Genomic DNA, 21,506 nt, shown 5'->3' with positions numbered 1-21,506 from the left:
CTATGCATATCCAACCGCCGGGTCAGGCGGCTGACACCGCCGGACGACGGTTCCTGGGATGGGTGGACCGGGCGATCGGCGCATTGGTTGAAATCCCGGTCGCATTGCTGGTCATCGCGGAAATCGCCGTCCTGTTCGCGGGCGTGGTGTCGCGCTATGTCCTGCATCATCCGTTGGTCTGGTCGGACGAACTGGCGTCTATCCTGTTCCTCTGGTTGGCCATGCTCGGGGCCGTGGTGGCGTTCCGCCGCGGCGAGCACATGCGCATGACCGCCCTGGTCAATGCCGCCACGCCCGGCTGGCGCGCGCTGTTCGACGTGGTGGCGATCGCCGCTTCGCTGGCGTTCCTGGTGCTGATCGTCGCTCCTTCGTACGAGTATGCGGTCGAGGAGTCGTTCATCACGACGTCCGCGCTGGAAATCATGAACTCCTGGCGCGCGGCGGCGCTTCCGGTCGGGGTGGTGCTGATGGCGGTGGTGGCCGTGCTGCGCCTCCTGACCCATGGCAATGTGCGCATGGTGCTCGCGGCCGTCGCGGGCGTGACGGCCTTGTGCGTCGTCATGTACCTGCTGCAGCCGATGCTCATGGGCCTGGGCAACATCAACCTGCTTATCTTCTTCGTGGGCGTGGTCGGGCTGACCGTGCTGATGGGCGTGCCCATCGCGTTCTGCTTCGGCCTGGCCACCTTCGGCTACCTGGCGCTCACGACCACCATGCCCTTGATGGTGGTCGTGGGGCGCATGGACGAGGGGATGTCGCACCTGATCCTGCTTGCCGTTCCCTTGTTCGTGTTCCTGGGCCTGCTGATCGAGATGACGGGCATGGCCCGGGCCATGGTCGGTTTCCTGGCCAGCTTGCTGGGGCACGTCCGGGGCGGCTTGTCGTACGTGCTGATCGGGGCGATGTACCTGGTGTCGGGCATCTCGGGGTCGAAAGCGGCCGACATGGCGGCCATCGCGCCGGTGCTGTTTCCGGAAATGGAAAAGCGCGGGGCGAACCGGGGCGACCTGGTCGCGCTGCTGTCGGCCACGGGCGCGCAGACGGAAACGGTGCCGCCCAGCCTGGTGCTGATCACGATCGGCTCGGTGACCGGCGTGTCGATCGCGGCGCTCTTCACCGGCGGGCTGATGCCGGCCGTGGTGCTGGGCGCGATGCTGTGCCTGGTCGTCTGGTGGCGCCATCGTGGCGAAGACCTCTCGAACATCGAGCGCGCGACCGGCCGCCACATCCTGCGCACCCTGGTGATCGCCTTGCCGGCCATCGCCTTGCCCTTCGTGATCCGCGCCGCGGTGATCGAAGGCGTGGCCACGGCGACCGAAGTGTCGACCATCGGCATCGTCTATTCAGTGCTGGCCGGCATCTTCATCTACCGCCAGTTCGAATGGCGGCGCCTGAAAAAGATGCTGGTGGACACCGCGTCGCTCTCCGGGGCGATCCTGCTGATCATCGGCGCGGCCACGGGCATGGCCTGGGCCCTGACGCAATCGGGCTTCTCGCAGAGCCTGGCCGCGTTCATGGCCGACCTGCCCGGCGGACGAGGGATGTTCCTGGCCGTTTCGATCCTGGCGTTCATTGTGCTGGGCAGCCTGCTCGAAGGCATTCCCGCCATCGTGCTGTTCGGGCCCTTGATGTTCCCGATCGCGCAGACCATGGGCGTCAACGAAATCCACTACGCCATGGTGGTCGTTCTTTCGATGGGCCTGGGCCTGTTCGCGCCGCCGTTCGGCGTGGGCTATTACTCCGCGTGCGCGATCAGCCGGATCACGCCCGACGAAGGCATGCGGCACATCTGGGGCTACATGGGCGCGCTGCTGCTGGGGTTGATCGTGGTGGCGGTGTTCCCCTGGTTCTCGATCGGCTTTCTCTGAATGCATTCGCGCAGCTCGGTCGAGGCGGGGCGGGCGCTGGCCGCCGAGCTGGGGTCGGCCGCCTACGTGTAGGCCGATCTGGCCGACGACGCGGACCGGGTGAAGCTGGTCCGCGCTGCGCGATGCCGCGGCGCGCGGCAGGCCCGGCTGCGTCGTCAACGTCAGTTCGCACGCCGGCGTCCGGCCCAAGGGCGCATCCATTCCTTACGCCGCGACCAAGGCGGCGTTGAACCACGTTACCCGCCTGCTTGCGCTTTCCCTGGCCCCGGACATCCGCGTGAACGCCGTCGCGCCGGGCCTGGTCGATACGCCGCTTACGGCGGACTGGACGCAGGTGCAGCAGCTTTGGAAAGAGCGCTCGCCGATGCGCCGGGCGGCCAGTCCCGAGGATATCGCCCAGGCCGTTTCATTGCTGGTGGGTTCTGACTACCTGACCGGGGAAATCCTGCTATCGGATGGGGGGCTGAACCTGACGTAGCAAGCCCGCCGTTCCATCCGGCGGCCTTGCCGTCACGCCCGGCACGCCAAGACGGATGTTGCGGGAGTACTGGGAGGCGTCCCGGGTCGCGCGGGCCCGTTCGGTGTAGTTGCCGGCGCGCCGGTACGCCTGCGGGTTGTCCGCGCCTTGAAGCGCGCCCAGGCTGTAGAGGTATTCGGGCAGGTAGCCCGACAACAGCAGCCGGTAGTCCATCGGCAGCCCGGGCACGACCTGGTCGGCCAGGCGGTACACGATGGTGGCGCAGTTGGCCGTCAGCGAATTGTAGAAGCGGGGCTTGCGCACCAGCCGGTTGGCCGTGGCCACGTACGACAGCAGCAGCTCGCGGGCCGCGCCTTCTGGCATGCGCACCCGGTACAGGTAGCCGTCCTCGCCGCGCACGTTGGTGCGCACGCGCAGGCTGTCTTCCTCGGTAGAGGCCAGCACCGCCAGTTCGTATTGCCGGAAGAATCCGCCGATCTCCGAGAACGTGTCGTTCAGCTTGCGGCGGATCTCGACCGAGAACACCAGGTACTGCCCGTCGTCGAAGCCGAACGACACCATGGCGTGGGCGATCGCGGGCCGGCCCCAATAGGACAGCGCCAGGTCCACCGAAGCCAGGCGCGACAGGTCGTAGACGCGGGTCTCCCAGCGTTCTCCGTAGTCGGTGCGCGAGCGCCAGTCGAAGTTGCGGACGTTGTGCAGGGTGACGATGCCGCCATCCACCGAACCGTGGGTCTGGCGGGCGACCTCGGGCATCCACTGGCGTTCGTTGGACGGGCGCACGCTCAGCCGCCACCAGGCCAGCAGGGCCAGCAGCAGGACGCCGAACAGTCCGGCAAGGAGGAAACTGCCGCGCGCCAGGCCGGCCAGCGCCGCGGCCGCCAGCGCCAGCCAGGCCGCGGGCGGGACGGCGCGCGCGCGCCGTCCCAGCGGGGGCTGGAACCAGAAGGCGAGCGCGCCCCAGCCCGCCCCGGCCAGCACGGCCAATCCGATCGCGGCCTGCAGGATCATGGCGCTGCCGCGGCCATCACCGGGCTTCCGCTTGCGAGGATTCGCCGCGCGCGTTGCGGGCGGCGGCCTCGCGGTCCTGGCTGCGCCAGCCGGCGCGCAACTGGGAAATCTGGCGGACGGCCGCCTGCGACATCTTCCACCAGCCGAAGGGGCGCGGGTCGGCCAGCATGCTGAGCGCGCGCGCATAGTCCAGCGTCAGGCCCGGGGTCCAGGCCATGGTCAGGGCGCGCTTGCGGATCTGCGCCGCCACCCAGAGTTCCGGCGTCAGCAGCAGGCGCAGCAGCACCCGCCATCCGGCCCCGGGGCCGTGCAGGCGGCCCACTACGCCGTCCAGCGCCGCTTCCAGGCCGTTGGACACGGAACTGGAGCAGTTGCGGTGGGTGAGGTTGTAGGTCGTGTTTTGGCGGTAGCCGTCCCAGAATGCCTGTAGTTTGGCCGCGTCGTAATTGCGGATGCGCACCTGCATCGTGGACGGGCACCAGGCCCGGGACTCGGTCGGGTAATCGGGCTGGAACACGCCGGGCACGTTATTGTCGGCCGTGGCGCGCAACAGCGTGCCGAACTGTTCGGGGGAATGGTCGATCTCTTGCGCCGGATACAGGCTGATGTACACGCCCTCGGGCGATTCCATCGCGGCGTGGCCGGTGGACACCACGCCGTTGACGTCGACGGCCGCGATGTAGCGGTCCACCACCGGATAATTGCGCGTCTCCGTCTTGGCCGAACCGGACGGCGTCCAGACGTGGACCGTCAGCGCGCGCTCGGATGCCAGCGGCGGCCCGTCGAATACCGTTTGCGCCGAGGCGCCGGCGCGGGTCGGCATGAAGTCCGGATGCGGGTTGGCGTCCAGGGCGGGGTTGGAGTCCAGGCGGCGGACCCGGTGCGCCAGCGCCAGCAGCTTCAACCCCGAGAACGCCAGGAACAGTCCCAGGCAGTACGGCACGGTGCCCACGTAATGGGTGGGGTAGGGCTGGAAAAAGAAGATCGCCAGCAGTATCTCGGCCACGCCGGAGGCGAACACGTAGCGCCAGCGTTCATAGCGCACGACATACGCGGCGGAGCATTGCATCAGCCCGTCGACCAGGAACAGCAGGCCGAAAATCATGGACAGCACGAAGTGCCCGTGGTGGTGGCCGGCCAGGACCAGGACGCCCGCGGCCAGCACCATGATTCCCTTGGCATAGCGCAGCACCCGTTGTCCTCCCACTCCCGACTTGGCGATGGCCAGCGTCGCCAGGCCCTCGATCACGAAGAGCGCGGCGAAGAAGTTCAGCGGGAAATAAATGGCGTTGTCCAGCGCGTCGACGAAAACCGCGATGCCGGCGACCAGGAACAGCCAGCCGGCGACCGCCAGGGCGCGGGCGCGCTTGCGCAGATAGTCGACGCCAAGCAGCAATAAGACCAGATGACCCATCGTTCTCGGCGCTCCTTTCGCGTATCCGGGGAGGGGATGCGGTGGATTTTCCTGCTTGCGGCTGCCGCGTCATGGCGGGGACCCGCTCGGTCGAAAATAAGGGCCGGGACAACTCCCGTCAATGGGATATCCTGCCCATCGCGTTAAGGAATGTTTCGCCGCACCGCGGGCCGGCCCTCAGGGGCGCGCGGCGCCCGCCGCGTCCACGTACAGCGCGTAGAGGCATTGGCCGGCCGCCATGAAGAGCCGGTTGCGCCGGGCGCCGCCGAAGCACAGGTTGGCGCAGCGGTCGGGCAGGGCGATGCGGCCTATCGGCACGCCGTCCGGCGCGAACACCATCACCCCGTTCAGCGCCGGGCCCGGCCCCCAGCCGGCCCAGACATTGCCGTCCGTGTCGCAGCGCATGCCGTCGGGTATGCCCTGTTCGCCCGCGTCCACGAAAGTGCGCGCCTGCGCCAGCGTCCGGCCGTCCCGGACTTCGTAGACCCGGATGCGGTTGGGCTGGCAGCCGTTTTCGGCGATGTACAGTAGGCTTTCGTCGGGCGAAAAGCACAGCCCGTTCGGATTCAGGATGTCCGAGGCGACCACCTCCAGTCGGCCGGTGCCCGGGTCGAGCCGGTACACGTGGGTCGGCAGTTCGGGCTCCGACTTGTATCCCTCGTAATTGTTGAGAATGCCGAAGACGGGATCCGTGAACCAGATCGAATGGTCGCTTTTCACGACGATGTCGTTGGGCGAGTTCAGCCGCCGTCCCTCGTACCGGTCGGCCAGCACCGTCAAGGTTCCGTCGTATTCCGTGCGCACCACCCGGCGCCCGCCGTGTTCGCAGGTCAACAGGCGGCCGTGGCGGTCCCGCGTGTTGCCGTTGGCGTGGCCCGAGTGGCCGCGGTAGACGGACACGGCGCCGCTTTCCTCGTCCCATCGCATGATGCGGTTGTTCGGGATGTCGCTCCACAGCAGATATCTGCCGTCGCCGAACCAGACAGGCCCTTCCCCGTAGCGGGCGCCCGTCGCCAGGCGCTCGACCGCCGCGTTGCCGATGCGGTATTTCAGGAAACGGGGATCGAGCACCTCGATGGCCGGATCCGGATAGCTCTCGCTGGGCTGCCACATGGAGACCTCCTCCCGTTTCGCGCAACGGAGCGTGCGGGTCTGGAAAGTATAGGCCCGCGCCGGCCGGCTGGACTATTCCTCGCTGGTCCATTCGACCTGCACGCCGAGGCTGCGCAGGTTTTCGACGAAGCGCGGGTGCGCGCGGCGGATCGGGGTGGCGTTGCGGATTTCCGAGCGGCCGTCGATGCTGCTGGCGATCATGAAGAGCGCGATCGCGACCCGGATGATGTAGGGGCTTTCCACCACCGCCGGCGTCAGCGGCGTGCCGCCGAAGGTGATGACCCGGTGGGGGTCCGACGAAAAGACGTGCGCGCCGAACTTCGACAGCTCGCCGGTCCAGCCCAGCGCGCCGTCGTAGACCTTGTTCCAGAACATGGCGTTGCCCTGCGCGCACACGCCCAGCGCGATGAAGATCGGCAGCAGGTCCACCGGGAAGTACGGCCACGGCGCCGCCTCGACCTTGGTCAGCACGTTGCTGGTGAAGGGCGTCTGCACCTTCAGCGGCCCCTGTCGCAGCGCGCGGGACCAGCCGTTTTCATGCACGATCTGCACGCCGAACTTGGCGAACGTGCGGTCGATCAGCGGAAAGTTGCCCGGGGTGCTGTTGCGCACCACCACGTCGCCGCCCGTGATCGCGCCCAGCGCGAGGAAGGTGGTGATTTCGTGGAAGTCTTCTTCGAAAGTGAATTCGCCGCCCCGCAGCCGGGCGCCGCCGCGCACCGTCAGGCGCGAGGTGCCGATGCCGTCGATATCGGCGCCCATCATCGCCATGAAGCGGCAGAACTCCTGCACGTGCGGTTCGGAGGCGGCGTTGGTCAGGGTGGATTCACCCTGCGCGGCGGCGGCGCACAGCACGAAGTTCTCGGTCGTGGTCACCGAGGCGTAGTCCAGCCAGTGGTGGGTCGGCTTCAACGGGCCGCTGCTGCGCACCAGCAGCGAACCGCTGGCGCGTTCCACCTCGCCGCCGAACGAGCGGAAGATGTCCACGTGCGGGTCGATCTCGCGCACGCCCAGCGTGCAGCCCTTGACGTTGTCTTCCAGCCGCGCCACGCCGAAGCGCGCCAGCAGCGGCGGCACCAGCATGATCGACGAGCGCATTTCCTCGGGCAGCCGGTGTTCCGCGGCGTCGAACGCCGTGTCGCGGTGGTGCAGGTCCAGCGTGCGCGTGGCCTCGTCCAGCCGGACGTCGCTGCCCAGGGTGCGGAAGATGTCCAGGATCTTGCGGACGTCGGTGATGTCCGGCACGCCATGCAGGCGCAGCGGCTGGTCGGTCAACAGGGTGGCGCACAGCACGGGCAGCACCGCGTTCTTGTTGGCCGAAGGAATGACGCGGCCGCGCAGGGGCGTGCCGCCGTGGACGATGAGGTTGGACATGAAGAAGGACGCTGCGGTTGGAAAGCGGTGGCGGGAATTGTAGCGTCGGCGTGCTGCCCCCAATTCCGGAGGAATTTCCAATCGTGTCAGAGGGCGAGCTTTTGCGACGTGCGCGGCCGGCCAGCGCCGGCGGGCTGGGGAATACACCTGGCGTGCTGCTGGTCGACGTGAGGACCTCGCCGTCGTCCAGATACAGGGACTTGCGGTCCAGCCTGACCTGTGGAAAGCGTCTCGCGAAATCGCCACCCCAGGACAGGTGAAAAGGCTGATGTCCTCGAAGGCGACGATGGCGATGGTATGCATGGAGGGGGGGGCAGGTCACGCCGCGGGGACGGCCAGCCGCTGCTTGAGCAATTGGAACAGCGGCTTTGCGGCCGGGGAGAGGGTGTGTCCTTCGCGCACGAAGACCTCGATGATGCGTTCGACGCGTGGTTTGACCAATGGTATTAGCTTCAGCCCGCTGGCGCCCAGGCCCGAACACGCGCCCCGAGGCAACACGGCAATTCCCGCGCCGCCCGCCGCCAGGCCCACCGCAGTAGCCAGGTGCTGTACCTCATAGGCGTGCCGGATATCGAAGGCATGCTGCTTGGCCACCATTTCGATCTGCACGCGCAGCCCGCTCAGCGCGCCTATGCCGATCAGGCTCTGGTTGCTCAGTTCGCTCCATGACACCGTTTTGCGGCGCGCGAAAGCATGCTGGACGGGGCAAGCCAGAACCATGGGGTCGGCAAAGAGAGGATGGCGGATCAGGCCGTCCGTATCCTTGGGCAATACGGATATCCCGAACTCCGCGTCGCCGCGTTGCACGGCCTCGCGGATCTCGGTGGCCGAACGGTCCAGGATCTGGAGCCGGTTGCGCGGGAAGGCGCGCCCATATTCCGCGATCACCGGCGACAGCAGGTTGGCGGTGATTGTGGGCAGGCAGCCGAAAACGACCTGCCCATAGCCATGCATGGTGCTGTCCTTCAATTCCTGCATGGCGGCCGAGAGTTCCCGCACCAGCCTGCGGGCGCGGGGCAGGAAGAGGGTTCCCGGTTGGGTGAGCTGCAGGCTGCGCGTGCTGCGCGCGATCAACATGCCGCCAACGGCGGCTTCGAGCTTGGACAGGCGCCGGCTGAGCGCGGTCTGCGAGATATGGAGGTATTCGGCGGCGCGCGTAAAGCTGCCCAGGTCCGCGATGGCGACAAAAGCCTCAAGCCCCAGGATGTCGAAATTGTGCACAGGAGCCTCTTGCTAAATTTATGTATGAAATGCATAAAAAGGCGAATCGAATGCATTTTACTCAGGCAGTAGCGCTGCCTACACTCCTTTTCCATTCCAACGATGAAATGGGTCAGGAGACAACATGAGCCAATACTTCAATGCCGACATGCGCCGCCTTCGCAGAGCCTGCGCGGGCATCCTCTTCTTCGCCGCGTCGGCGGCCTGGGCCGGCCAGTACCCGGCCAATCCGGTGCGCATGATCGTTCCCTACCCGCCCGGCGGTCCGACGGATATCGCCGCACGCCTGGCGGCCGACGAACTGGGCCGCTCGCTGGGCGTATCGGTGGTGGTCGAGAACAAATCCGGCGCGGGGGGAATGGTCGGGGCCGACATGGTTGCGCGCGCTCGTCCGGACGGCGCGACGCTGCTGGTCAATGCTTCGGCCCACGTTATCTATCCCGCGATCTTCAAGCAGGTGAGCTTCGACGTCATCGACAGTTTTACCCCCGTGACGCAACTGGTTCAGGTGCCCTTGGCCCTGCTGGTGCCCGTTTCCCTGCCGGTGAACAATGTGCCCGAGCTGATCCAGTACATCAAGGACCATCCCGGCAAAGTGGCGTTCGCCTCGGCCGGCAATGGCGGCGCTCCGCATCTGGCCGCCGAGCTGTTCAAGAAGGAGGCGGGCGTGGACATCCTGCACGTGCCCTACAAGGGAAGCGCGCCGGCCCTGACCGACTTGATGGGCGGGCAGGTGCAAATGATGTTCGACTCCATGACGTCATCGCTTGCCTACGTCAAGGCCGGGAAACTCAAGGCGCTTGCCGTGACGACGCCCGAGCGGTCTTCCATGCTGCCAGACGTGCCGACGATGAAAGAGGCCGCGTTGCCGTCATATGCGCTGACGAATTGGTACGGCCTGTGGGCGCCAAAGGGTATGCCGGCCCCGCTGGTCAAGCAGATCGAACAGGCTCTGAACGCCAAGTTCCATACGCCCGAGATCAGGGAAAAACTCAACGCGATCGGGGCTGAACCGGTCATCAGCTCGCCGGAGGACTTCGCCCGGTTCGTGGTGACGGAAAAGGAGCGCTGGGGCCGCATCGCGCAGGACTCGGGTGCCACGCTGAACTAAACATAGAGAGAGGAAGGAAGACAATGCAAAGCAGTACGCAACAGGGCCCGCGCCTGGCGGTGGTGACCGGAGCGGCCCAGGGCATCGGCAAGGCTATTGCCAGCCAGTTGATCGAGGATGGTTTCGATGTTCTGATCGCCGACCTGCGGGGCGCGGCGGAGGCGGCGCGCTCCTTGGGCAGCAAGGCGCATGGGTGCGACGTCGATGTCAGCGATCCGGCGCAGGTCCAGTCCATGGTCGATCTGGCACTCTCCATTCACGGCCGCATCGATGGCCTGGTGAACAACGCCGGCATCTATACCTCCTTGAAGAAAAAGCCGTTCGAGGAGATCAGCCCGGAAGAGTGGCGGCGCGTGTTCGAGGTCAATGTAGAGGGCGTATGGCATTGCTGCCGTCTGGTGTCGCCGGCGATGCGCAAGGCAGGAACAGGGGCCATCGTCAACATTGCCTCGGCCTCCGTTGCCAAGGGCAACCCCCTGCTGTTGCAGTACGTGGCCAGCAAGGGCGCGGTGCTTGCCATGACCCGCGTGCTGGCGCGCGAACTGGGCGAGTCCGGCATCCGGGTCAACACTGTTTCTCCGGGCTTCACATTGAGCGACGGAGTCATGAGCGAGGCGGGGCAGCGCGAGGCCCAGCGCGCCGGCGCGCGCGAGGCGCGGGCCTTGCACCGCGACCTGCAGCCCGGCGATGTGGCGGGCGCCGTTTCCTACCTGCTGAGTCCCCGCGCGGGCATGATGACCGGGCAGAACATCACGGTCGACGGCGGCATGACGATGAACTGAGAGGCGAGACAAAGATGAAGCAGCAATACCAACACTTTATTCATGGCCAGTGGCGGGCGCCATCCGACGGCCGGTATTTCGACAAGACCGATCCCGCAACCGAAGAAAATCTGACTTCGGTGGCCCGGGGCTCCGCGGCCGATATCGACGCGGCCGTGCGCGACTCGCAGGCGGCGTTCCCGTCCTGGAGGGCGCTGGGCGTGACTCGCCGTGCCGAAATCATGCGGCAAGTGGCGGCCGCGATTCGCGCGGAGACAGAGTCGCTGGCGGCGCTGCAGGCGCGCGAGACCGGCAAGGCCCTGGCGCGTTCGCGCAATGACGTCGTCGTTACAGCCCGCTACTTCGACTACTACGCGGACCTGGCACATTCCTTGGGTGGGGAAACGCTGGTCGGCGATCCCGGTTCGCACACCTATACCGTGCGCGAACCCTACGGCGTCTGCGGCAATATCGTCCCTTGGAATTCGCCGTTGCAGCAGGCGTCGCGCGGCATTGCCCCTGCCTTGATCGCGGGCAACACGACCGTGGTCAAGCCCTCGGAGGAGACGCCGTTCTCCTGCCTGGAACTGGCGCGTATCGCCAGCGAGGCCGGCCTGCCTCCGGGCGTGTTGAACGTGGTGCCGGGTTTCGGGGCCGAGGCCGGCGCGGCGCTGGTGGCGCATCCGCTGGTGCGCAAGGTGACGTTTACCGGTTCAGTGCGCGGCGGCAGGCAGGTCGGCGCCATGGCGGCGGAGCGCATCATTCCCCTGAGCCTGGAACTAGGCGGAAAGTCGGCCAATGTGGTGTTCGACGATGCCGATCTGGAGGCCGCGATTCCCGCCGCCTATGGCGCCATCATGGGCAACGCCGGACAGATCTGCTCGGCAGGATCCCGTTTGCTGGTCCAGCGGGGCATCCATGACCGCTTCGTCGCCGGACTGGCGGAATTGGCCGCTCAGGAGAAGGTCGGCGATACGCGCTACGGCGCCACGATGGGGCCGCTGACCACGCGCGACCAGTACGGGCGCGTCCTGTCTTATCTGGATATCGCGCGCGACGAAGGCGCCCGTATCGCCTGCGGCGGTGGCCGGCCGGAAGGCGCCGGCCCCAAGGGGTGGTTCATTGCGCCCACCGTGCTGATCGAGGTGAGGCCGGATATGCGCGTGGCGCGCGAAGAGATATTCGGGCCGGTGCTCAGCGTGATTGCCTTTGACGACGAAGCCGAGGCGGTCGAGATCGCCAACGGTACCGAATACGGGCTCGCGGCGGCCGTCTGGACGCGCGACGTCAACCGAGCGCTGCGCATGGCAGGCGCGCTCGAAGCCGGCCAGGTCTATGTAAACAACTACCATGGCGGCGGCGTCGACGCGCCTTTCGGCGGCTTCAAGAATTCGGGCTATGGGCGCGAGAAGGGGGCCGAAGCCCTGCATCACTACACCCAGATCAAGACTGTCGTCATGCGGGTGTCGTCATGACCGACCTGAGCGCCTTGCAGGCCTGGATCGGTAGGCGAGAGACTCGGCAAGCCGATGTGCCGGCCGTGCTGGCCGCGCGCATGGCCGCGCTGCTCGATTGCGATACCGACACCCGGACCGGACAGATCTTGCCAGCCCACTGGTATCCGATGCTGTTCGGCGAAACCGTCCCGCAGCGGCAGATCGGCGCGGACGGGCATCCGGTCAAGGGCGATTTCCTGCCGCCCGTGCCGCTGCCGCGCCGTATGTTCGCCGGCCGCCGCGTGCAGTTCTTGCGGCCCTTGCGCATCGGCGACGCCGTCGGAAAATCGTCGGAGGTCATTGCCATCACACCCAAGACCGGCCGTTCCGGGCAGATGTGCTTTGTCACGGTGCGCCACGAAATCAGCGGTTCGGAGGGAGTGGCTGTCATCGAAGAGCAGGACATCGTCTACCGCGAAGCACCGGACGCGGCAAGTCAGCCTGCCGCCGGGCGCCCCGCGCCGCCGCCAGAGCGGGCCCTGGCCCCGGTGATTACGCTGTCGCCGGATCCAGTCATGTTGTTCCGCTACTCGGCTATCACGTTCAATGCTCACCGCATCCATTACGACCGCGACTATGCCACGGGCACCGAGCATTACCCGGGCCTGGTGGTCAACGGCGGGCTGACGCTGCTTCTGCTCTGGGACTATGCCGCGCGGCTGGGATGGCGACTGGGCGCGTCGGCCTCGCGCAACTGTAAGCCGCTCTTCGCCGGTCGGGCGATCAGCCTGCATGCCGTCAGCCGCGGCGAACAGCGCTGGTTGCTGGCGCGCGACGACAGTGGCGAGATCGCCGTCGAGGTCCAGGTAACGGAGGTGCCGGCATGAGCGGTGGCTGTCTGGAGGGCGTGCGGATCGTCGATCTGACATCGGTGGTTGTGGGTCCGCTGGCCACGCAGATCCTTGCTGATCACGGTGCGGATGTCATCAAAGTGGAAGGGCCGGCGGGCGACATCGGGCGCTATTTGGCGGGAAAGGGCCGCAATCCTGGGATGTCGCCCAAGTACCTGCACCTGAACCGCAACAAGCGCGCCATCTGCCTGGACCTGAAACGGCCGGCCGGGCATGCGGCGCTTGGAAAACTGATCGAGAGCGCCGACGTGCTGCTGTGGAATGTGCGGCCGGCTTCCATGAGTCGCCTCGGCCTCGATTACGACACGGTTCGCCGCATCAAACCCGACATCATCTACTGCGGGATGTTCGGCTTTGGCCAGCAAGGCCGTTACCGTGACATGCCAGCGTACGACTCCATCATCCAGGGCGTCAGCGGCGTGGCCGATCTGAACCGCAGAATGACGGGCGCGCCGGCCTATGTGCCTTATGTCCTGGCCGACAGAACGGCGGGCCTGATCGCTGTTCAACTGATCGCCATGGCGCTTTATCACAAGGCGCGCACCGGGGAAGGGCAGCGAATCGAGGTTCCGATGTACGAAAATATGGTGACCCAGGTGATGACCGAGCATATGTACCAACGCAGCTTCGTGCCGCCGCTGGGCGAGACGGGCGACCCGCGGGTGCTGGACTCGGATAACCGGCCCATCCGCACGCTGGACGGGTACATCTGCATCTCGGCCAACACGGACGGACAGGCCCACGCGCTGTTCGATGCGATTGGCATGCCAGAGTTGAAATCGGACCCGCGTTTCCGGTCGGTGGCGGCGCGCTTCAAGCATGTGCGCGAGTATTTCCGGATACGCGGCGAGGCCATTGCGCGCCGGTCTACCACCGAATGGATGGAGATTTTCCGCGTGGCCGACGTGCCTGCGGCGCCATACAACACCCTGGAGATGCTGTTCGATGATCCGCACCTGCGGGACGCGGGATTGTTCCAGGAGCGGGAGCATCCCACGGAAGGCACCATTCTGGAGATCCAGCCCGCCAATAGCATGTCTGCCGGCATGCGCAAGGATTGGCTGCCGGCGCCAAGGCTGGGCCAGCATACCGAGGAGATCCTGGTGGAGATCGGGTATGGCGACGATGCGATCGAACGGCTGATAGAGGAGGGCGCTGCTCACGGCTGCCCGGCGGCAGAACCGTCCTGACAGCGGCGTGGCGGTCGCCGTCCGGAGCGGCTGTGCGCAGGCCACGGGCGCGTCGATCCGCTGCGCGCATGGCCCGGCCTTGCCGTTAACCGCTATTGCGTCACGCTGATGAAATAGATCTTCTTGACGGCCTGATCCACTTCCCAGCGGCCCGTGTATCCCTCGGGCATGACGAACGCATCGCCCACGGCCAGCGCGTGCACGGTGCCGTCCGGATCGACCAGGCGGCAACTGCCTTCGACGATGTAGCCGAACTCGATATACCCGGCGTTGTTGGCCTGGAACGTGCCCGCGGTGCTTTCCCACACGCCGGCGCGCGCCTGCGCGTGGTCGAAGGCCTTGACGCTGAGGAAGGAGGCGTCGCCGGTGAGCGGCTGCTTGGGTTTGCCGGGAACGGGATCGACCATCGGGCCGCCGTTGAAGCGGATCAGTCGCGCGTTGTTGTCAGGCACTGCGTTCTCTCCATGGAGCTAGGGCAAAAATGGGGGGGCTACGCGAAACGCGACAGCCGGAAGGCCGCGGGGTCCACGGTGGGCGTCTTGCCCTGGACCAGTTCGCTCATCAATTCGCCGGCGGCGGGGCCGATGCCGAAACCGTGGCCCGAGAATCCGGAAGCCAGGAAGAACCCCGGCACCGCGTCGACCGCGGACATCACGGGCAGGGCGTCGGGCGTGACGTCGATCATGCCGGCCCAGGCGGCGGCCACGCGGGCCGGCGCGAAGGCGGGGAAGGCCGCCTTGAGCTTTTCCAGGGCAACCGAAATGGCCGCCATGCCGGGTTGCGGGTCGAGGATGCGGTGTTGTTCGAACGGCGTGGGCGCGTCCAGCGCGAAACGCCGCGGCATCCTCAGTTCGTCGAGGAAGCGCCGGCCCACGCGCAGCTTCAGGTACTTGCGCTCGGCCATCCAGGCCGGCAGGAACTGGCGCATCAGCCGGATGCTGTCGGGCGTCAGGTCGGCCGTGGAAGCCCCCAACTGCGAGACCGTATAGCCGCCGTCGGCGCGCTTGCGGCAGGTGAAATCGCCGCCGTTGATGGCCAGGTCCATGCCGGTCTCCAGCGGCGTGGTGCGCAGCACCGACGCATGCACCTTGAGCTGCGGGAACGACACGCCGCTATTGCCGCAGAACAGCCGCGACCAGGCGCCGCCCGCCAGCACCGCGGCCTCCGCTCCGACTGTGCCGCGTTCGGTGACGACGCCGCGGACCTTGCCCGCCGCCAGGTCCAGGCCGCGCACGGCGCAGCCTTCGAATATCTGGCAGCCCGCCGCCCGCGCCAGCCCGGCGATCGCCGCCGTGGCCAGTTGCGGTTCGGCCACGCCGTCCTCGGGGTTGTAGAGCGCCCCGGCCCAGTTGCGCGCGCTCTGCGCGCCGAGCAGGGCGGGCAGGTCCGCCGCGTCCACCAGCCGGGCGGGCACCGAGTAGGGACGCGCGGATTCCAGCCATTTGGCATGGCCCTGCATGTCGGCGGGGCTGCCGCCCAGGTAGGCGAGGCCGCGCTGCCGGTAGCCCACGTCGGCCTGCTGCTGCAATTCGCGCCACAGGGCGTTGGCGCGCAGCGCCAGCGGCAGTTCGCGGTGATCGCGCCCCACCGAGCGGATCCAGCCCCAGTTGCGCGAGGACTGTTCTCCGGCGATGGCGCCTTTTTCGAAGACGGCGACGCGCAGGCCCGCGCGTGCCAGGGCCAGGGCGGTGCTGATGCCGATGATGCCGCCGCCGATGACGGCGACGTCGACTTGGGAGGGAATGCGGGTGTCCATGAGCCGGAATGCGTTCGAAAGGGGTTGGCGGAAGTTCAGCGGACCTTGGCGCGCACGCTGGCCAGCGCCACGATGGCGACGAGCCCGATCGCGATCAGGTAGTAGGCGGGCGACATGATCGTGCCGGTGCGCGTCACCAGGAAGCCCACGACCACCGGGGTGATGCCGCCGAAGAAGGTCTGCGAGGCAACGTAGGCGATCGACACGCCGGTGGTGCGGCACGAGGTGGGGAACAATTGCGCCAGGAGCGAGCCGACCGGCGCGAAATAGAAGCTGTAGAACACCAGCGACATCAGGCACTGGAACAGCACCAGCGACCCGAACGACGGCGTGCCCGTCAGCACCTTGAAACTGGGCACGATGATGATCAGCCCCAGCACCAGCGCGCTGGCCATGGTCTTGACCGCGCCGTAGCGGTCGGCGGCCAGCCCGCCCAGCATGGGCAGGAAGGTGCACACCAGGCCGCTGCAGATCGACGCGACGAACGCGTCGTCCTTCGAGATGCCGAGGTTGTTGATCGCGAAGGTCGGCATGTAGATGTTGAGGTAGCTGGCCACGTTGCCGGCGGCCACGATCAGCGCGCCCAGAAGCAGGTAGCGCTTGTGCAGGCGGAAGGTCTCGCGCAGGGGCGCGGCGCGCTGCGCCTTTTCGCCGTCGAACTCGGGCGTTTCATTGATCTTGAAACGAATGTAGAGGGCGACCGGGCCGATCAGGCAGCCGAAGACGAAGGGCAGGCGCCAGCCCCAGCTATCGATCTGCGCTTCGGTCAGGTAATGGTTGATGAAGTAGGCGAACAGCGCGGACACGACCAGGGCCAGGCCGGTGGTCGAGAACTGCAGGCTGGCCAGGAACGCCTTCAGCTTGGGATTCTGTTCCGTCAGGTAGGAGTTCGCCGTGCCGAACTCGCCGCCGGCGGAAAAGCCCTGCAGCAGGCGGCCGGCCACCAGGGCCACCGGCGCCAGGGCGCCGATGGTGGCGTAGGTGGGGATGAGCGCCATCAGCGCGGTGCCGATCAGCATCAGCGTGGCGGTCAGCGACAGGGCGGCCTTGCGCCCTTTCTTGTCGGCGTAGATGCCCAGCAGCACGGCGCCCACCGGGCGGATCAGGTAGGAACTGGCGAAGGTGAGGAAGCTGAACAGCAGCGCGGTCTGCGGATCGTCGGACGGGAAGAACAGCCGCGAGATCGGCAGCGCGAACAGCGCGTAGACCAGCAGGTCGTACCACTCGAAGAAGGCGCCGATGTTGGCGGCCACGATGTCGCGCAGCTTGCCTTTGCGCGCGGGGACGCGCGCCGGGCGCACGCCGATCGATGCTGAAGACGAATTCATTGCGGTGTTTTCCCTTGCAGGGCCGTTTGCCGGCCTGTCATGTGCTGGAACGCGGGTGAAGAAATGAAGAGGGGGTCAGACGTAGAAATGGGTGCTGTTGACGACCAGGAAGACGGTCTTCTGGTCCCAACCGTTCTGCCACCGGTAGGGGTGGCTGCCGGAAAAACCGTAGCTGTCGCCGGCTTCCAGCAGAAAGGATTTGTCGTCGACGAAGATCTGGAGCTTGCCGGTGAGCACGTAGCCGATCTTGTCGCTGGCCTGCACCAGGAAGCCGGGGTCCGAGGCGGCGCCCGGTTCCAGCTCCATCAGGAAGCCTTCCAGCGCGGCGCAGCTACTGGGCGTGATGCGGTACTTGGTCACGCCGTTGTTGCCCAGCTTCAGCGGCTTGCGCGCGGACATCCGGACCGTGAATTCGTTCTGGTCGTCGTTGGCCGGACCGCTGGGGGCGGGGGCCAGCAGGCTGGCTCCGTCGACGCCCAGGGCGTGGCAGATCGCCCGCAGGCTGCGCATGGAAGGAGAGCTGATGCCGCGCTCGACCTGGCTGATCAGCGCGATGGACATCTCGGTGCGTTCGGCCACGTCCTTCAGCTTCAGGCCTTGCGAAAGGCGCGCGGCGCGCAGGCGCTCGCCCAGCGCCTTGTCGTGTTCGTCGGCGGCGGCCGGGCTGTCTTCGGGCTTATCGATTTTCATGAAAACCTGGTTTGTATTTCACTCTCACTTCAAAAATATTAAGCAGATTTCACTTTCGCCACAATATGGGATCGGGAATACCCCTAGACGGAGGCTCCGGCCGCATTTCCCAAAGCTTCGTAACCCGCGTGCGCGGAGCCTGGGGCTATTCTCCCCTTACCGGTATCCCTCAACGCCGCGTGCGCCCGCCGGCCGGGCGCCGCGGCGCCGACTCGTCATCGACAGGAGAACCAGGATGGCCAGCAAGAATACGATTTGCCTCTGGTACGACCGCGACGCCCTGGACGCCGCGCAGTTCTACGCCCTGACGTTTCCGGACAGCGCGGTGGGCAAGATATTGCGCGCGCCTGGCGACTACCCCTCGGGCAAGCAGGGGGACGTGCTGACGGTGGAGTTCACCGTGATCGGCATTCCCTGCGTGGGCTTGAACGGCGGCACCGCGTTCAAGCACAGCGAAGCCTTTTCCTTTCAGGTGTCCACCGAAGACCAGGCCGAGACCGACCGCCTGTGGAACGCCATCGTCGGCAACGGCGGGCAGGAGAGCGAGTGCGGCTGGTGCCGGGACAAGTGGGGCCTGTCCTGGCAGATCACGCCGCGGGTGCTGATCGAAGCGATCTCCGATCCGGATCCCGCGGCGGCCAAGCGCGCCTTCGAGGCGATGATGACCATGGGGAAGATCGACATCGCGACGATCGAGGCGGCGCGGCGCGGGTAACGCGCTAGTTTTTTGCGCCGGGTTTCAACCTCCGGCCGGCAGCAGTTTCAATCCCGTGCGCCGCACGAACTCTTCATAGCTGATCGGCGGCCCGGCCTTGGTGCTGGCGGCGTTCGCCTGCCAGTGCACCCAGGAGCGGCCCGAGGTAGCGTCGTACACGACCTTGTAAACATAGCTGGGCACGGCCACGCCGGCGCCGATGGTCTTCGGCTTGTCGGCATAGACCGGGCCCGTGAAGACGTACACGTCGCCGGCGGCGCGCATGACGTACTTGCGGGTGTCCTGCTCGATGCTGCTCCACGCGCCGCCGTTGTGGATCTGGTCCTGCGGCACCATGTTGGCCAGCGAAAAGCTCTGCGCCATCGCCTCGGGCGTGGACATGTCCCCGGCCGGTGCCATGTGCCCGCGCGAAAAGCCCGATCCCCGGTAATCGTCCAGTTCGGCCCGTTCCGCGCGCGGCAGCCGCGCTTCGGCGTAGAACTTGTCCGTCCGGCGCAGCCCCTGGGCCTGAGTCAGCATCTGGCGGTTCAGGCGTTCCGCCACGAAAACCGGCGTTTTCGTCTGGCCGTTGTGCAGGATGGCGAAGGCGGAAAAGCACACCTCGCGCAGCTTCTGGCTGCCCGGCACCTCCGGCGGGCGCGAGTGCGGAAAGAACTGCCGGCATTCCGCGAACATCGTTTGGGCGGGCGCGCCGGCGGGCGCCGCGGTCGGCACCGCCGCGGGGGGCGCCTGTTCGCGCGGACGCGTCGGTTCCCGCGCAGGTTCCCGCGCCTGGGGCCGGGGCTGCGGCCATCCCAGGTGGCCCAGCGCCTCCTGCACCGGCGCCGGGATCCGCCATTGTGGATTCAACACATAAGTGGCGGCGCCGAAACTCGCCAGGGACGAGAACAGCAGGGCTTTCAGGAACCGGGGGAAACGGCCGCCGGAACGGGCGCTGGCCCGGGCCGGGGATCTGCTGGGGGAACTTCTTTTCTTGGCGGGGGATTTCTTCGCGCGCGTCATTACTACCTGTGAGCTACCGCCCGGCCGCGTCCACGGCCGGCATGGCCAAGGATTGTAGATGAGTGGCAAATTTGCCACGCACGCGCGCCAGGCCGGCCGGCGTCCAAGCCTTGCCAGGCCTGGCCAAACGCCGTTCGGCTGGGGGATCTCCGGGGGTCGGTTACGTCTTTCCGCGGGGTTTCCAACGTAAAATTCCGGCTGGCCGCCGCGACGCGCCGGCGCCATACCCTACGTTCCCGATGTACGTCGATCTCCTCACCCTTTACTTCATCATCATCGGAACGCTGCTCGCCACGGCGGGCCTGACGTTCTGGGAGCATCGGGCCCATCCCAAGCGCAGCGGGTCGCTGCGGATCCTGGCGGCGGGGTTCGCCACGCTGGCGCTGGGCTGCACGGCGGCGCTGTTCCGCGGCCAGGCGCCCGGCGGGCTCGGCTCCGCCGCCGCCAATCTCATCGTCCTCGGCGGCTACCTGCTGGTCATGAACGGCGCCGCCTCATTGCGCGGCAAGCGCTACCGCGCTGCGTCGTTCGCGCTGCTCATCGCCATGGCGCTGGTGTGGGCGGCGGCGGGCGCGGAAGGGGAAGACTTCCTCTGGAAGTACGTCAGCGCGTTTCCCATCGCGCTCGTGAGCGCGGCGACGACCTGGCAACTGCTGCGTTGCGACGCGTTGAAAGCGCTGAAGCCGCTGCGCATCGCCGCCGCGGTTACGGGTATCCACGCGCTGATCTATATCGCCCGGGCGTTCATCCTGCCCTGGTGGGTGGCCAGGCACGGGCCCGGCGTGCAACTGGCCGCCAGCACCCTCACCATGTACGAGGGCGTGCTGTATTCCATCCTGCTGCCCATGACCCTGATCAAGCTCGTCCGCGAGGAAACCCACGGCGAACTCGTCCGGGAATCCCAGACGGACTACCTGACCCGGCTGGGCAACCGCCGCTGGTTCTTCGAGCAGGGCGCGCGCCTCATCGAAGACGGCAAAGGGCGGGTGCCGGTGGCCGTGCTGGCGTTCGACCTCGACCAGTTCAAGGCCGTCAACGACCGCTACGGCCACCAGAAGGGCGACCAGGTGCTGCAATCCTTCGCGGAAACGGCCCGCGGCATGCTGGGGGAAGACGCGATCCTGGCCCGCATCGGCGGGGAGGAATTCGCCGCGCTGCTGTCGGGCGACGCCGCCCACCGCGCCCCGGCGCTGGGCGAATCCATCGTGCGGCGCTTTGCCGAGACGATATCCAATCGGGTCGACGACATCGGGATCGCCGCCACCGTCAGCATCGGGCTGGCGCAATACGAACAGGACGCGCCGCCGCTGGCCGAGGCGCTGGCGGCCGCGGACCGGGCGCTCTACCGCGCCAAGGCGCTGGGCGGCAACCGGCTGGTCGCCGCGGGCGCGGCGGCCCTGCGGGTGGCGGCGGGCTGACCGTCCGTGGTGGGCGTGACGCCTTACCTGGACGCCGCGCTCGACCTGCCCCAGGTGACCATCGTCGCCGGGTATTCCTAGCTGCTGGGCTACAGCCTGCTGGCGCGGCCCGGCGCTGGACAACCCCTAGGGCCGCCAGGTCTTGCGGCGCGGCGATTTCGGCCTGGGTATTACGCCCACACGCGGGTCGCGCGCCAGCGCAAGCGCGGCGAGCTTTTCCGCAGTGGGCTCGAAGGCTTCATCGCCCTGAGGCAGATACAGCCATTTTCCCAGCACGGGATGGGGCAGCAGATTGGGAATCTCGGACAGCAGCGCCGCGTGCCGCTCCTTCGAGGTGCATACCAATACGCCGTTCCAGGGATCGTCACGGTCGGCGACGACCAGGTACAGCGATTCGTCCAGGTAGGCGGCATCGCAGCCGAACATTTTTCGGTGCGTGTAGGCGGCATCCCGCTCCAGAGGCTCAAGAATCCAGATGAGCGAGTTCGGGCGCGGGGAGGGCTGCTTCCTGGGCGGGGCGAACGGGTCGGGGCGGTTGCGCATGCGGGGGAGTTTAGCGGCAGGCGGACATACCGCCCGCAGTTTTTCGTTAAGCCGCCCAAGCAGAAAAGTCTTCTTCCGCTCTTTGCCGATGATTGGGGGCCGGCACCGCTATTTCGGACAACTCGTCCTTAGCGAATCTCTCAAGTAAAGTTCAGGTAATATTTGT

General features: G+C 66.9%; 19 protein-coding genes and 1 pseudogene. 9 read left to right on the top strand and 11 right to left on the bottom strand.

What is annotated here, in order from left to right:
- Window positions 1-2: 2 nt before the first annotated feature.
- Both WHX56_RS22460 and WHX56_RS22455 read left to right on the top strand, forming a co-directional pair.
- Window positions 3-1,868: a TRAP transporter large permease subunit gene (locus WHX56_RS22460; RefSeq protein ID WP_208742407.1), complete on the top strand. Its 1,866-nt coding sequence runs from the start codon at window positions 3-5 to the stop codon at window positions 1,866-1,868.
- Window positions 1,869-2,346, top strand: a pseudogene (locus WHX56_RS22455) (SDR family NAD(P)-dependent oxidoreductase); the annotation flags it as partial.
- Here WHX56_RS22455 and WHX56_RS22450 read toward each other — a convergent pair.
- The 5 genes from WHX56_RS22450 to WHX56_RS22430 all read right to left on the bottom strand — a co-directional run bounded on the left by WHX56_RS22450 (window position 2,317) and on the right by WHX56_RS22430 (window position 8,479).
- Complete coding sequence (locus WHX56_RS22450) at window positions 2,317-3,357, bottom strand: DUF4105 domain-containing protein (RefSeq protein ID WP_338879062.1); 1,041 nt, start codon at window positions 3,355-3,357, stop codon at window positions 2,317-2,319. The pseudogene WHX56_RS22455 and the gene WHX56_RS22450 sit on opposite strands and share 30 nt — an antisense overlap.
- 16 nt (window positions 3,358-3,373) lie before the next feature.
- Window positions 3,374-4,771 carry an HdeD family acid-resistance protein gene (locus tag WHX56_RS22445; RefSeq protein WP_129242207.1) on the bottom strand — a complete coding sequence of 466 codons (1,398 nt, stop codon included), beginning with the start codon at window positions 4,769-4,771 and terminating at the stop codon, window positions 3,374-3,376.
- A gap of 177 nt (window positions 4,772-4,948) precedes the next feature.
- Complete coding sequence (locus WHX56_RS22440) at window positions 4,949-5,884, bottom strand: SMP-30/gluconolactonase/LRE family protein (protein ID WP_287752699.1); 936 nt, start codon at window positions 5,882-5,884, stop codon at window positions 4,949-4,951.
- A 72-nt stretch (window positions 5,885-5,956) separates the two neighbouring features.
- Window positions 5,957-7,258 (bottom strand): UDP-N-acetylglucosamine 1-carboxyvinyltransferase, encoded by a 1,302-nt coding sequence (locus tag WHX56_RS22435; protein WP_129242209.1) that lies wholly within the window; start codon window positions 7,256-7,258, stop codon window positions 5,957-5,959.
- Between the two features lie 318 nt (window positions 7,259-7,576).
- A complete protein-coding gene (locus WHX56_RS22430; protein WP_338879061.1) occupies window positions 7,577-8,479 on the bottom strand; it encodes a LysR family transcriptional regulator in 903 nt (300 codons plus the stop codon).
- A 124-nt stretch (window positions 8,480-8,603) separates the two neighbouring features.
- On the opposite strand from WHX56_RS22430, the gene WHX56_RS22425 reads away from it, so the two are divergent.
- Genes WHX56_RS22425 through WHX56_RS22405 form a run of 5 tightly spaced genes read left to right on the top strand, consistent with a single transcriptional unit; the run spans window position 8,604 to window position 13,888 of the window.
- The gene (locus WHX56_RS22425; RefSeq protein WP_338879060.1) at window positions 8,604-9,590 is read left to right on the top strand and encodes a tripartite tricarboxylate transporter substrate binding protein; all 987 of its coding nucleotides are present in this window, start codon (window positions 8,604-8,606) and stop codon (window positions 9,588-9,590) included.
- A 23-nt stretch (window positions 9,591-9,613) separates the two neighbouring features.
- Complete coding sequence (locus WHX56_RS22420; RefSeq protein ID WP_338879059.1) at window positions 9,614-10,372, top strand: glucose 1-dehydrogenase; 759 nt, start codon at window positions 9,614-9,616, stop codon at window positions 10,370-10,372.
- A gap of 14 nt (window positions 10,373-10,386) precedes the next feature.
- The gene (locus WHX56_RS22415; RefSeq protein ID WP_338879058.1) at window positions 10,387-11,826 is read left to right on the top strand and encodes an aldehyde dehydrogenase family protein; all 1,440 of its coding nucleotides are present in this window, start codon (window positions 10,387-10,389) and stop codon (window positions 11,824-11,826) included.
- Entirely contained in the window at window positions 11,823-12,674 is an 852-nt protein-coding gene (locus tag WHX56_RS22410; RefSeq protein WP_338879057.1) for an FAS1-like dehydratase domain-containing protein, read from the top strand. The genes WHX56_RS22415 and WHX56_RS22410 overlap by 4 nt, the downstream gene beginning before the upstream one ends.
- Window positions 12,671-13,888, top strand: a complete 1,218-nt coding sequence (locus WHX56_RS22405; RefSeq protein WP_338879056.1) for a CoA transferase — start codon at window positions 12,671-12,673, stop codon at window positions 13,886-13,888. The genes WHX56_RS22410 and WHX56_RS22405 overlap by 4 nt, the downstream gene beginning before the upstream one ends.
- Window positions 13,889-13,980: 92 nt before the next feature.
- On the opposite strand, the gene WHX56_RS22400 is transcribed toward WHX56_RS22405, so the two are convergent.
- The 4 genes from WHX56_RS22400 to WHX56_RS22385 all read right to left on the bottom strand — a co-directional run bounded on the left by WHX56_RS22400 (window position 13,981) and on the right by WHX56_RS22385 (window position 17,662).
- Window positions 13,981-14,295 (bottom strand): cupin domain-containing protein, encoded by a 315-nt coding sequence (locus WHX56_RS22400; RefSeq protein ID WP_422393670.1) that lies wholly within the window; start codon window positions 14,293-14,295, stop codon window positions 13,981-13,983.
- A gap of 83 nt (window positions 14,296-14,378) precedes the next feature.
- Window positions 14,379-15,644, bottom strand: a complete 1,266-nt coding sequence (locus WHX56_RS22395) for an FAD-binding oxidoreductase (RefSeq protein WP_338879054.1) — start codon at window positions 15,642-15,644, stop codon at window positions 14,379-14,381.
- Window positions 15,645-15,679: 35 nt separating this feature from the next.
- On the bottom strand, window positions 15,680-16,972 hold the full coding sequence (locus WHX56_RS22390; RefSeq protein ID WP_129242217.1) for an MFS transporter: 1,293 nt from the start codon (window positions 16,970-16,972) through the stop codon (window positions 15,680-15,682).
- A 75-nt stretch (window positions 16,973-17,047) separates the two neighbouring features.
- On the bottom strand, window positions 17,048-17,662 hold the full coding sequence (locus WHX56_RS22385) for a helix-turn-helix domain-containing protein (protein WP_287752688.1): 615 nt from the start codon (window positions 17,660-17,662) through the stop codon (window positions 17,048-17,050).
- A gap of 235 nt (window positions 17,663-17,897) precedes the next feature.
- Between WHX56_RS22385 and WHX56_RS22380 the strand changes: the two genes are divergently transcribed.
- Window positions 17,898-18,377, top strand: coding sequence for a VOC family protein (locus tag WHX56_RS22380; RefSeq protein ID WP_338879053.1), 480 nt, complete (start codon window positions 17,898-17,900; stop codon window positions 18,375-18,377).
- A gap of 24 nt (window positions 18,378-18,401) precedes the next feature.
- On the opposite strand, the gene WHX56_RS22375 is transcribed toward WHX56_RS22380, so the two are convergent.
- Window positions 18,402-19,379, bottom strand: coding sequence for a DNA/RNA non-specific endonuclease (locus WHX56_RS22375; protein WP_338879052.1), 978 nt, complete (start codon window positions 19,377-19,379; stop codon window positions 18,402-18,404).
- A 239-nt stretch (window positions 19,380-19,618) separates the two neighbouring features.
- Here WHX56_RS22375 and WHX56_RS22370 point away from each other — a divergent pair, with 239 nt between their 5' ends.
- Complete coding sequence (locus WHX56_RS22370; protein WP_338879050.1) at window positions 19,619-20,797, top strand: GGDEF domain-containing protein; 1,179 nt, start codon at window positions 19,619-19,621, stop codon at window positions 20,795-20,797.
- Between the two features lie 126 nt (window positions 20,798-20,923).
- Here the strand turns inward: WHX56_RS22370 and WHX56_RS22365 are convergent, their stop codons facing one another.
- The gene (locus WHX56_RS22365; RefSeq protein ID WP_338879049.1) at window positions 20,924-21,340 is read right to left on the bottom strand and encodes a hypothetical protein; all 417 of its coding nucleotides are present in this window, start codon (window positions 21,338-21,340) and stop codon (window positions 20,924-20,926) included.
- Window positions 21,341-21,506 lie beyond the last annotated feature (166 nt).

Source organism: Achromobacter veterisilvae (genome assembly GCF_037619525.1).
Taxonomy (GTDB): Bacteria; Pseudomonadota; Gammaproteobacteria; order Burkholderiales; family Burkholderiaceae_B; genus Achromobacter; species Achromobacter veterisilvae.
This window is presented reverse-complemented; position numbering and strand designations above follow the sequence as displayed.

What these genes read in the sequence shown, in the direction of transcription:
- WHX56_RS22405 (WP_338879056.1), top strand. Translation starts at nt 12,671, where the DNA reads ATGAGCGGTGGCTGTCTGGAGGGCGTGCGGATCGTCGATCTGACATCG.
- WHX56_RS22415 (WP_338879058.1), top strand. Translation starts at nt 10,387, where the DNA reads ATGAAGCAGCAATACCAACACTTTATTCATGGCCAGTGGCGGGCGCCA.
- WHX56_RS22420 (WP_338879059.1), top strand. Translation starts at nt 9,614, where the DNA reads ATGCAAAGCAGTACGCAACAGGGCCCGCGCCTGGCGGTGGTGACCGGA.
- WHX56_RS22410 (WP_338879057.1), top strand. Translation starts at nt 11,823, where the DNA reads ATGACCGACCTGAGCGCCTTGCAGGCCTGGATCGGTAGGCGAGAGACT.
- WHX56_RS22365 (WP_338879049.1), bottom strand. Translation starts at nt 21,340, where the DNA reads ATGCGCAACCGCCCCGACCCGTTCGCCCCGCCCAGGAAGCAGCCCTCC.
- WHX56_RS22435 (WP_129242209.1), bottom strand. Translation starts at nt 7,258, where the DNA reads ATGTCCAACCTCATCGTCCACGGCGGCACGCCCCTGCGCGGCCGCGTC.
- WHX56_RS22370 (WP_338879050.1), top strand. Translation starts at nt 19,619, where the DNA reads ATGTACGTCGATCTCCTCACCCTTTACTTCATCATCATCGGAACGCTG.
- WHX56_RS22375 (WP_338879052.1), bottom strand. Translation starts at nt 19,379, where the DNA reads ATGACGCGCGCGAAGAAATCCCCCGCCAAGAAAAGAAGTTCCCCCAGC.
- WHX56_RS22390 (WP_129242217.1), bottom strand. Translation starts at nt 16,972, where the DNA reads ATGAATTCGTCTTCAGCATCGATCGGCGTGCGCCCGGCGCGCGTCCCC.
- WHX56_RS22440 (WP_287752699.1), bottom strand. Translation starts at nt 5,884, where the DNA reads ATGTGGCAGCCCAGCGAGAGCTATCCGGATCCGGCCATCGAGGTGCTC.
- WHX56_RS22460 (WP_208742407.1), top strand. Translation starts at nt 3, where the DNA reads ATGCATATCCAACCGCCGGGTCAGGCGGCTGACACCGCCGGACGACGG.
- WHX56_RS22380 (WP_338879053.1), top strand. Translation starts at nt 17,898, where the DNA reads ATGGCCAGCAAGAATACGATTTGCCTCTGGTACGACCGCGACGCCCTG.
- WHX56_RS22395 (WP_338879054.1), bottom strand. Translation starts at nt 15,644, where the DNA reads ATGGACACCCGCATTCCCTCCCAAGTCGACGTCGCCGTCATCGGCGGC.
- WHX56_RS22425 (WP_338879060.1), top strand. Translation starts at nt 8,604, where the DNA reads ATGAGCCAATACTTCAATGCCGACATGCGCCGCCTTCGCAGAGCCTGC.
- WHX56_RS22400 (WP_422393670.1), bottom strand. Translation starts at nt 14,295, where the DNA reads ATGGTCGATCCCGTTCCCGGCAAACCCAAGCAGCCGCTCACCGGCGAC.
- WHX56_RS22445 (WP_129242207.1), bottom strand. Translation starts at nt 4,771, where the DNA reads ATGGGTCATCTGGTCTTATTGCTGCTTGGCGTCGACTATCTGCGCAAG.
- WHX56_RS22450 (WP_338879062.1), bottom strand. Translation starts at nt 3,357, where the DNA reads ATGATCCTGCAGGCCGCGATCGGATTGGCCGTGCTGGCCGGGGCGGGC.
- WHX56_RS22385 (WP_287752688.1), bottom strand. Translation starts at nt 17,662, where the DNA reads ATGAAAATCGATAAGCCCGAAGACAGCCCGGCCGCCGCCGACGAACAC.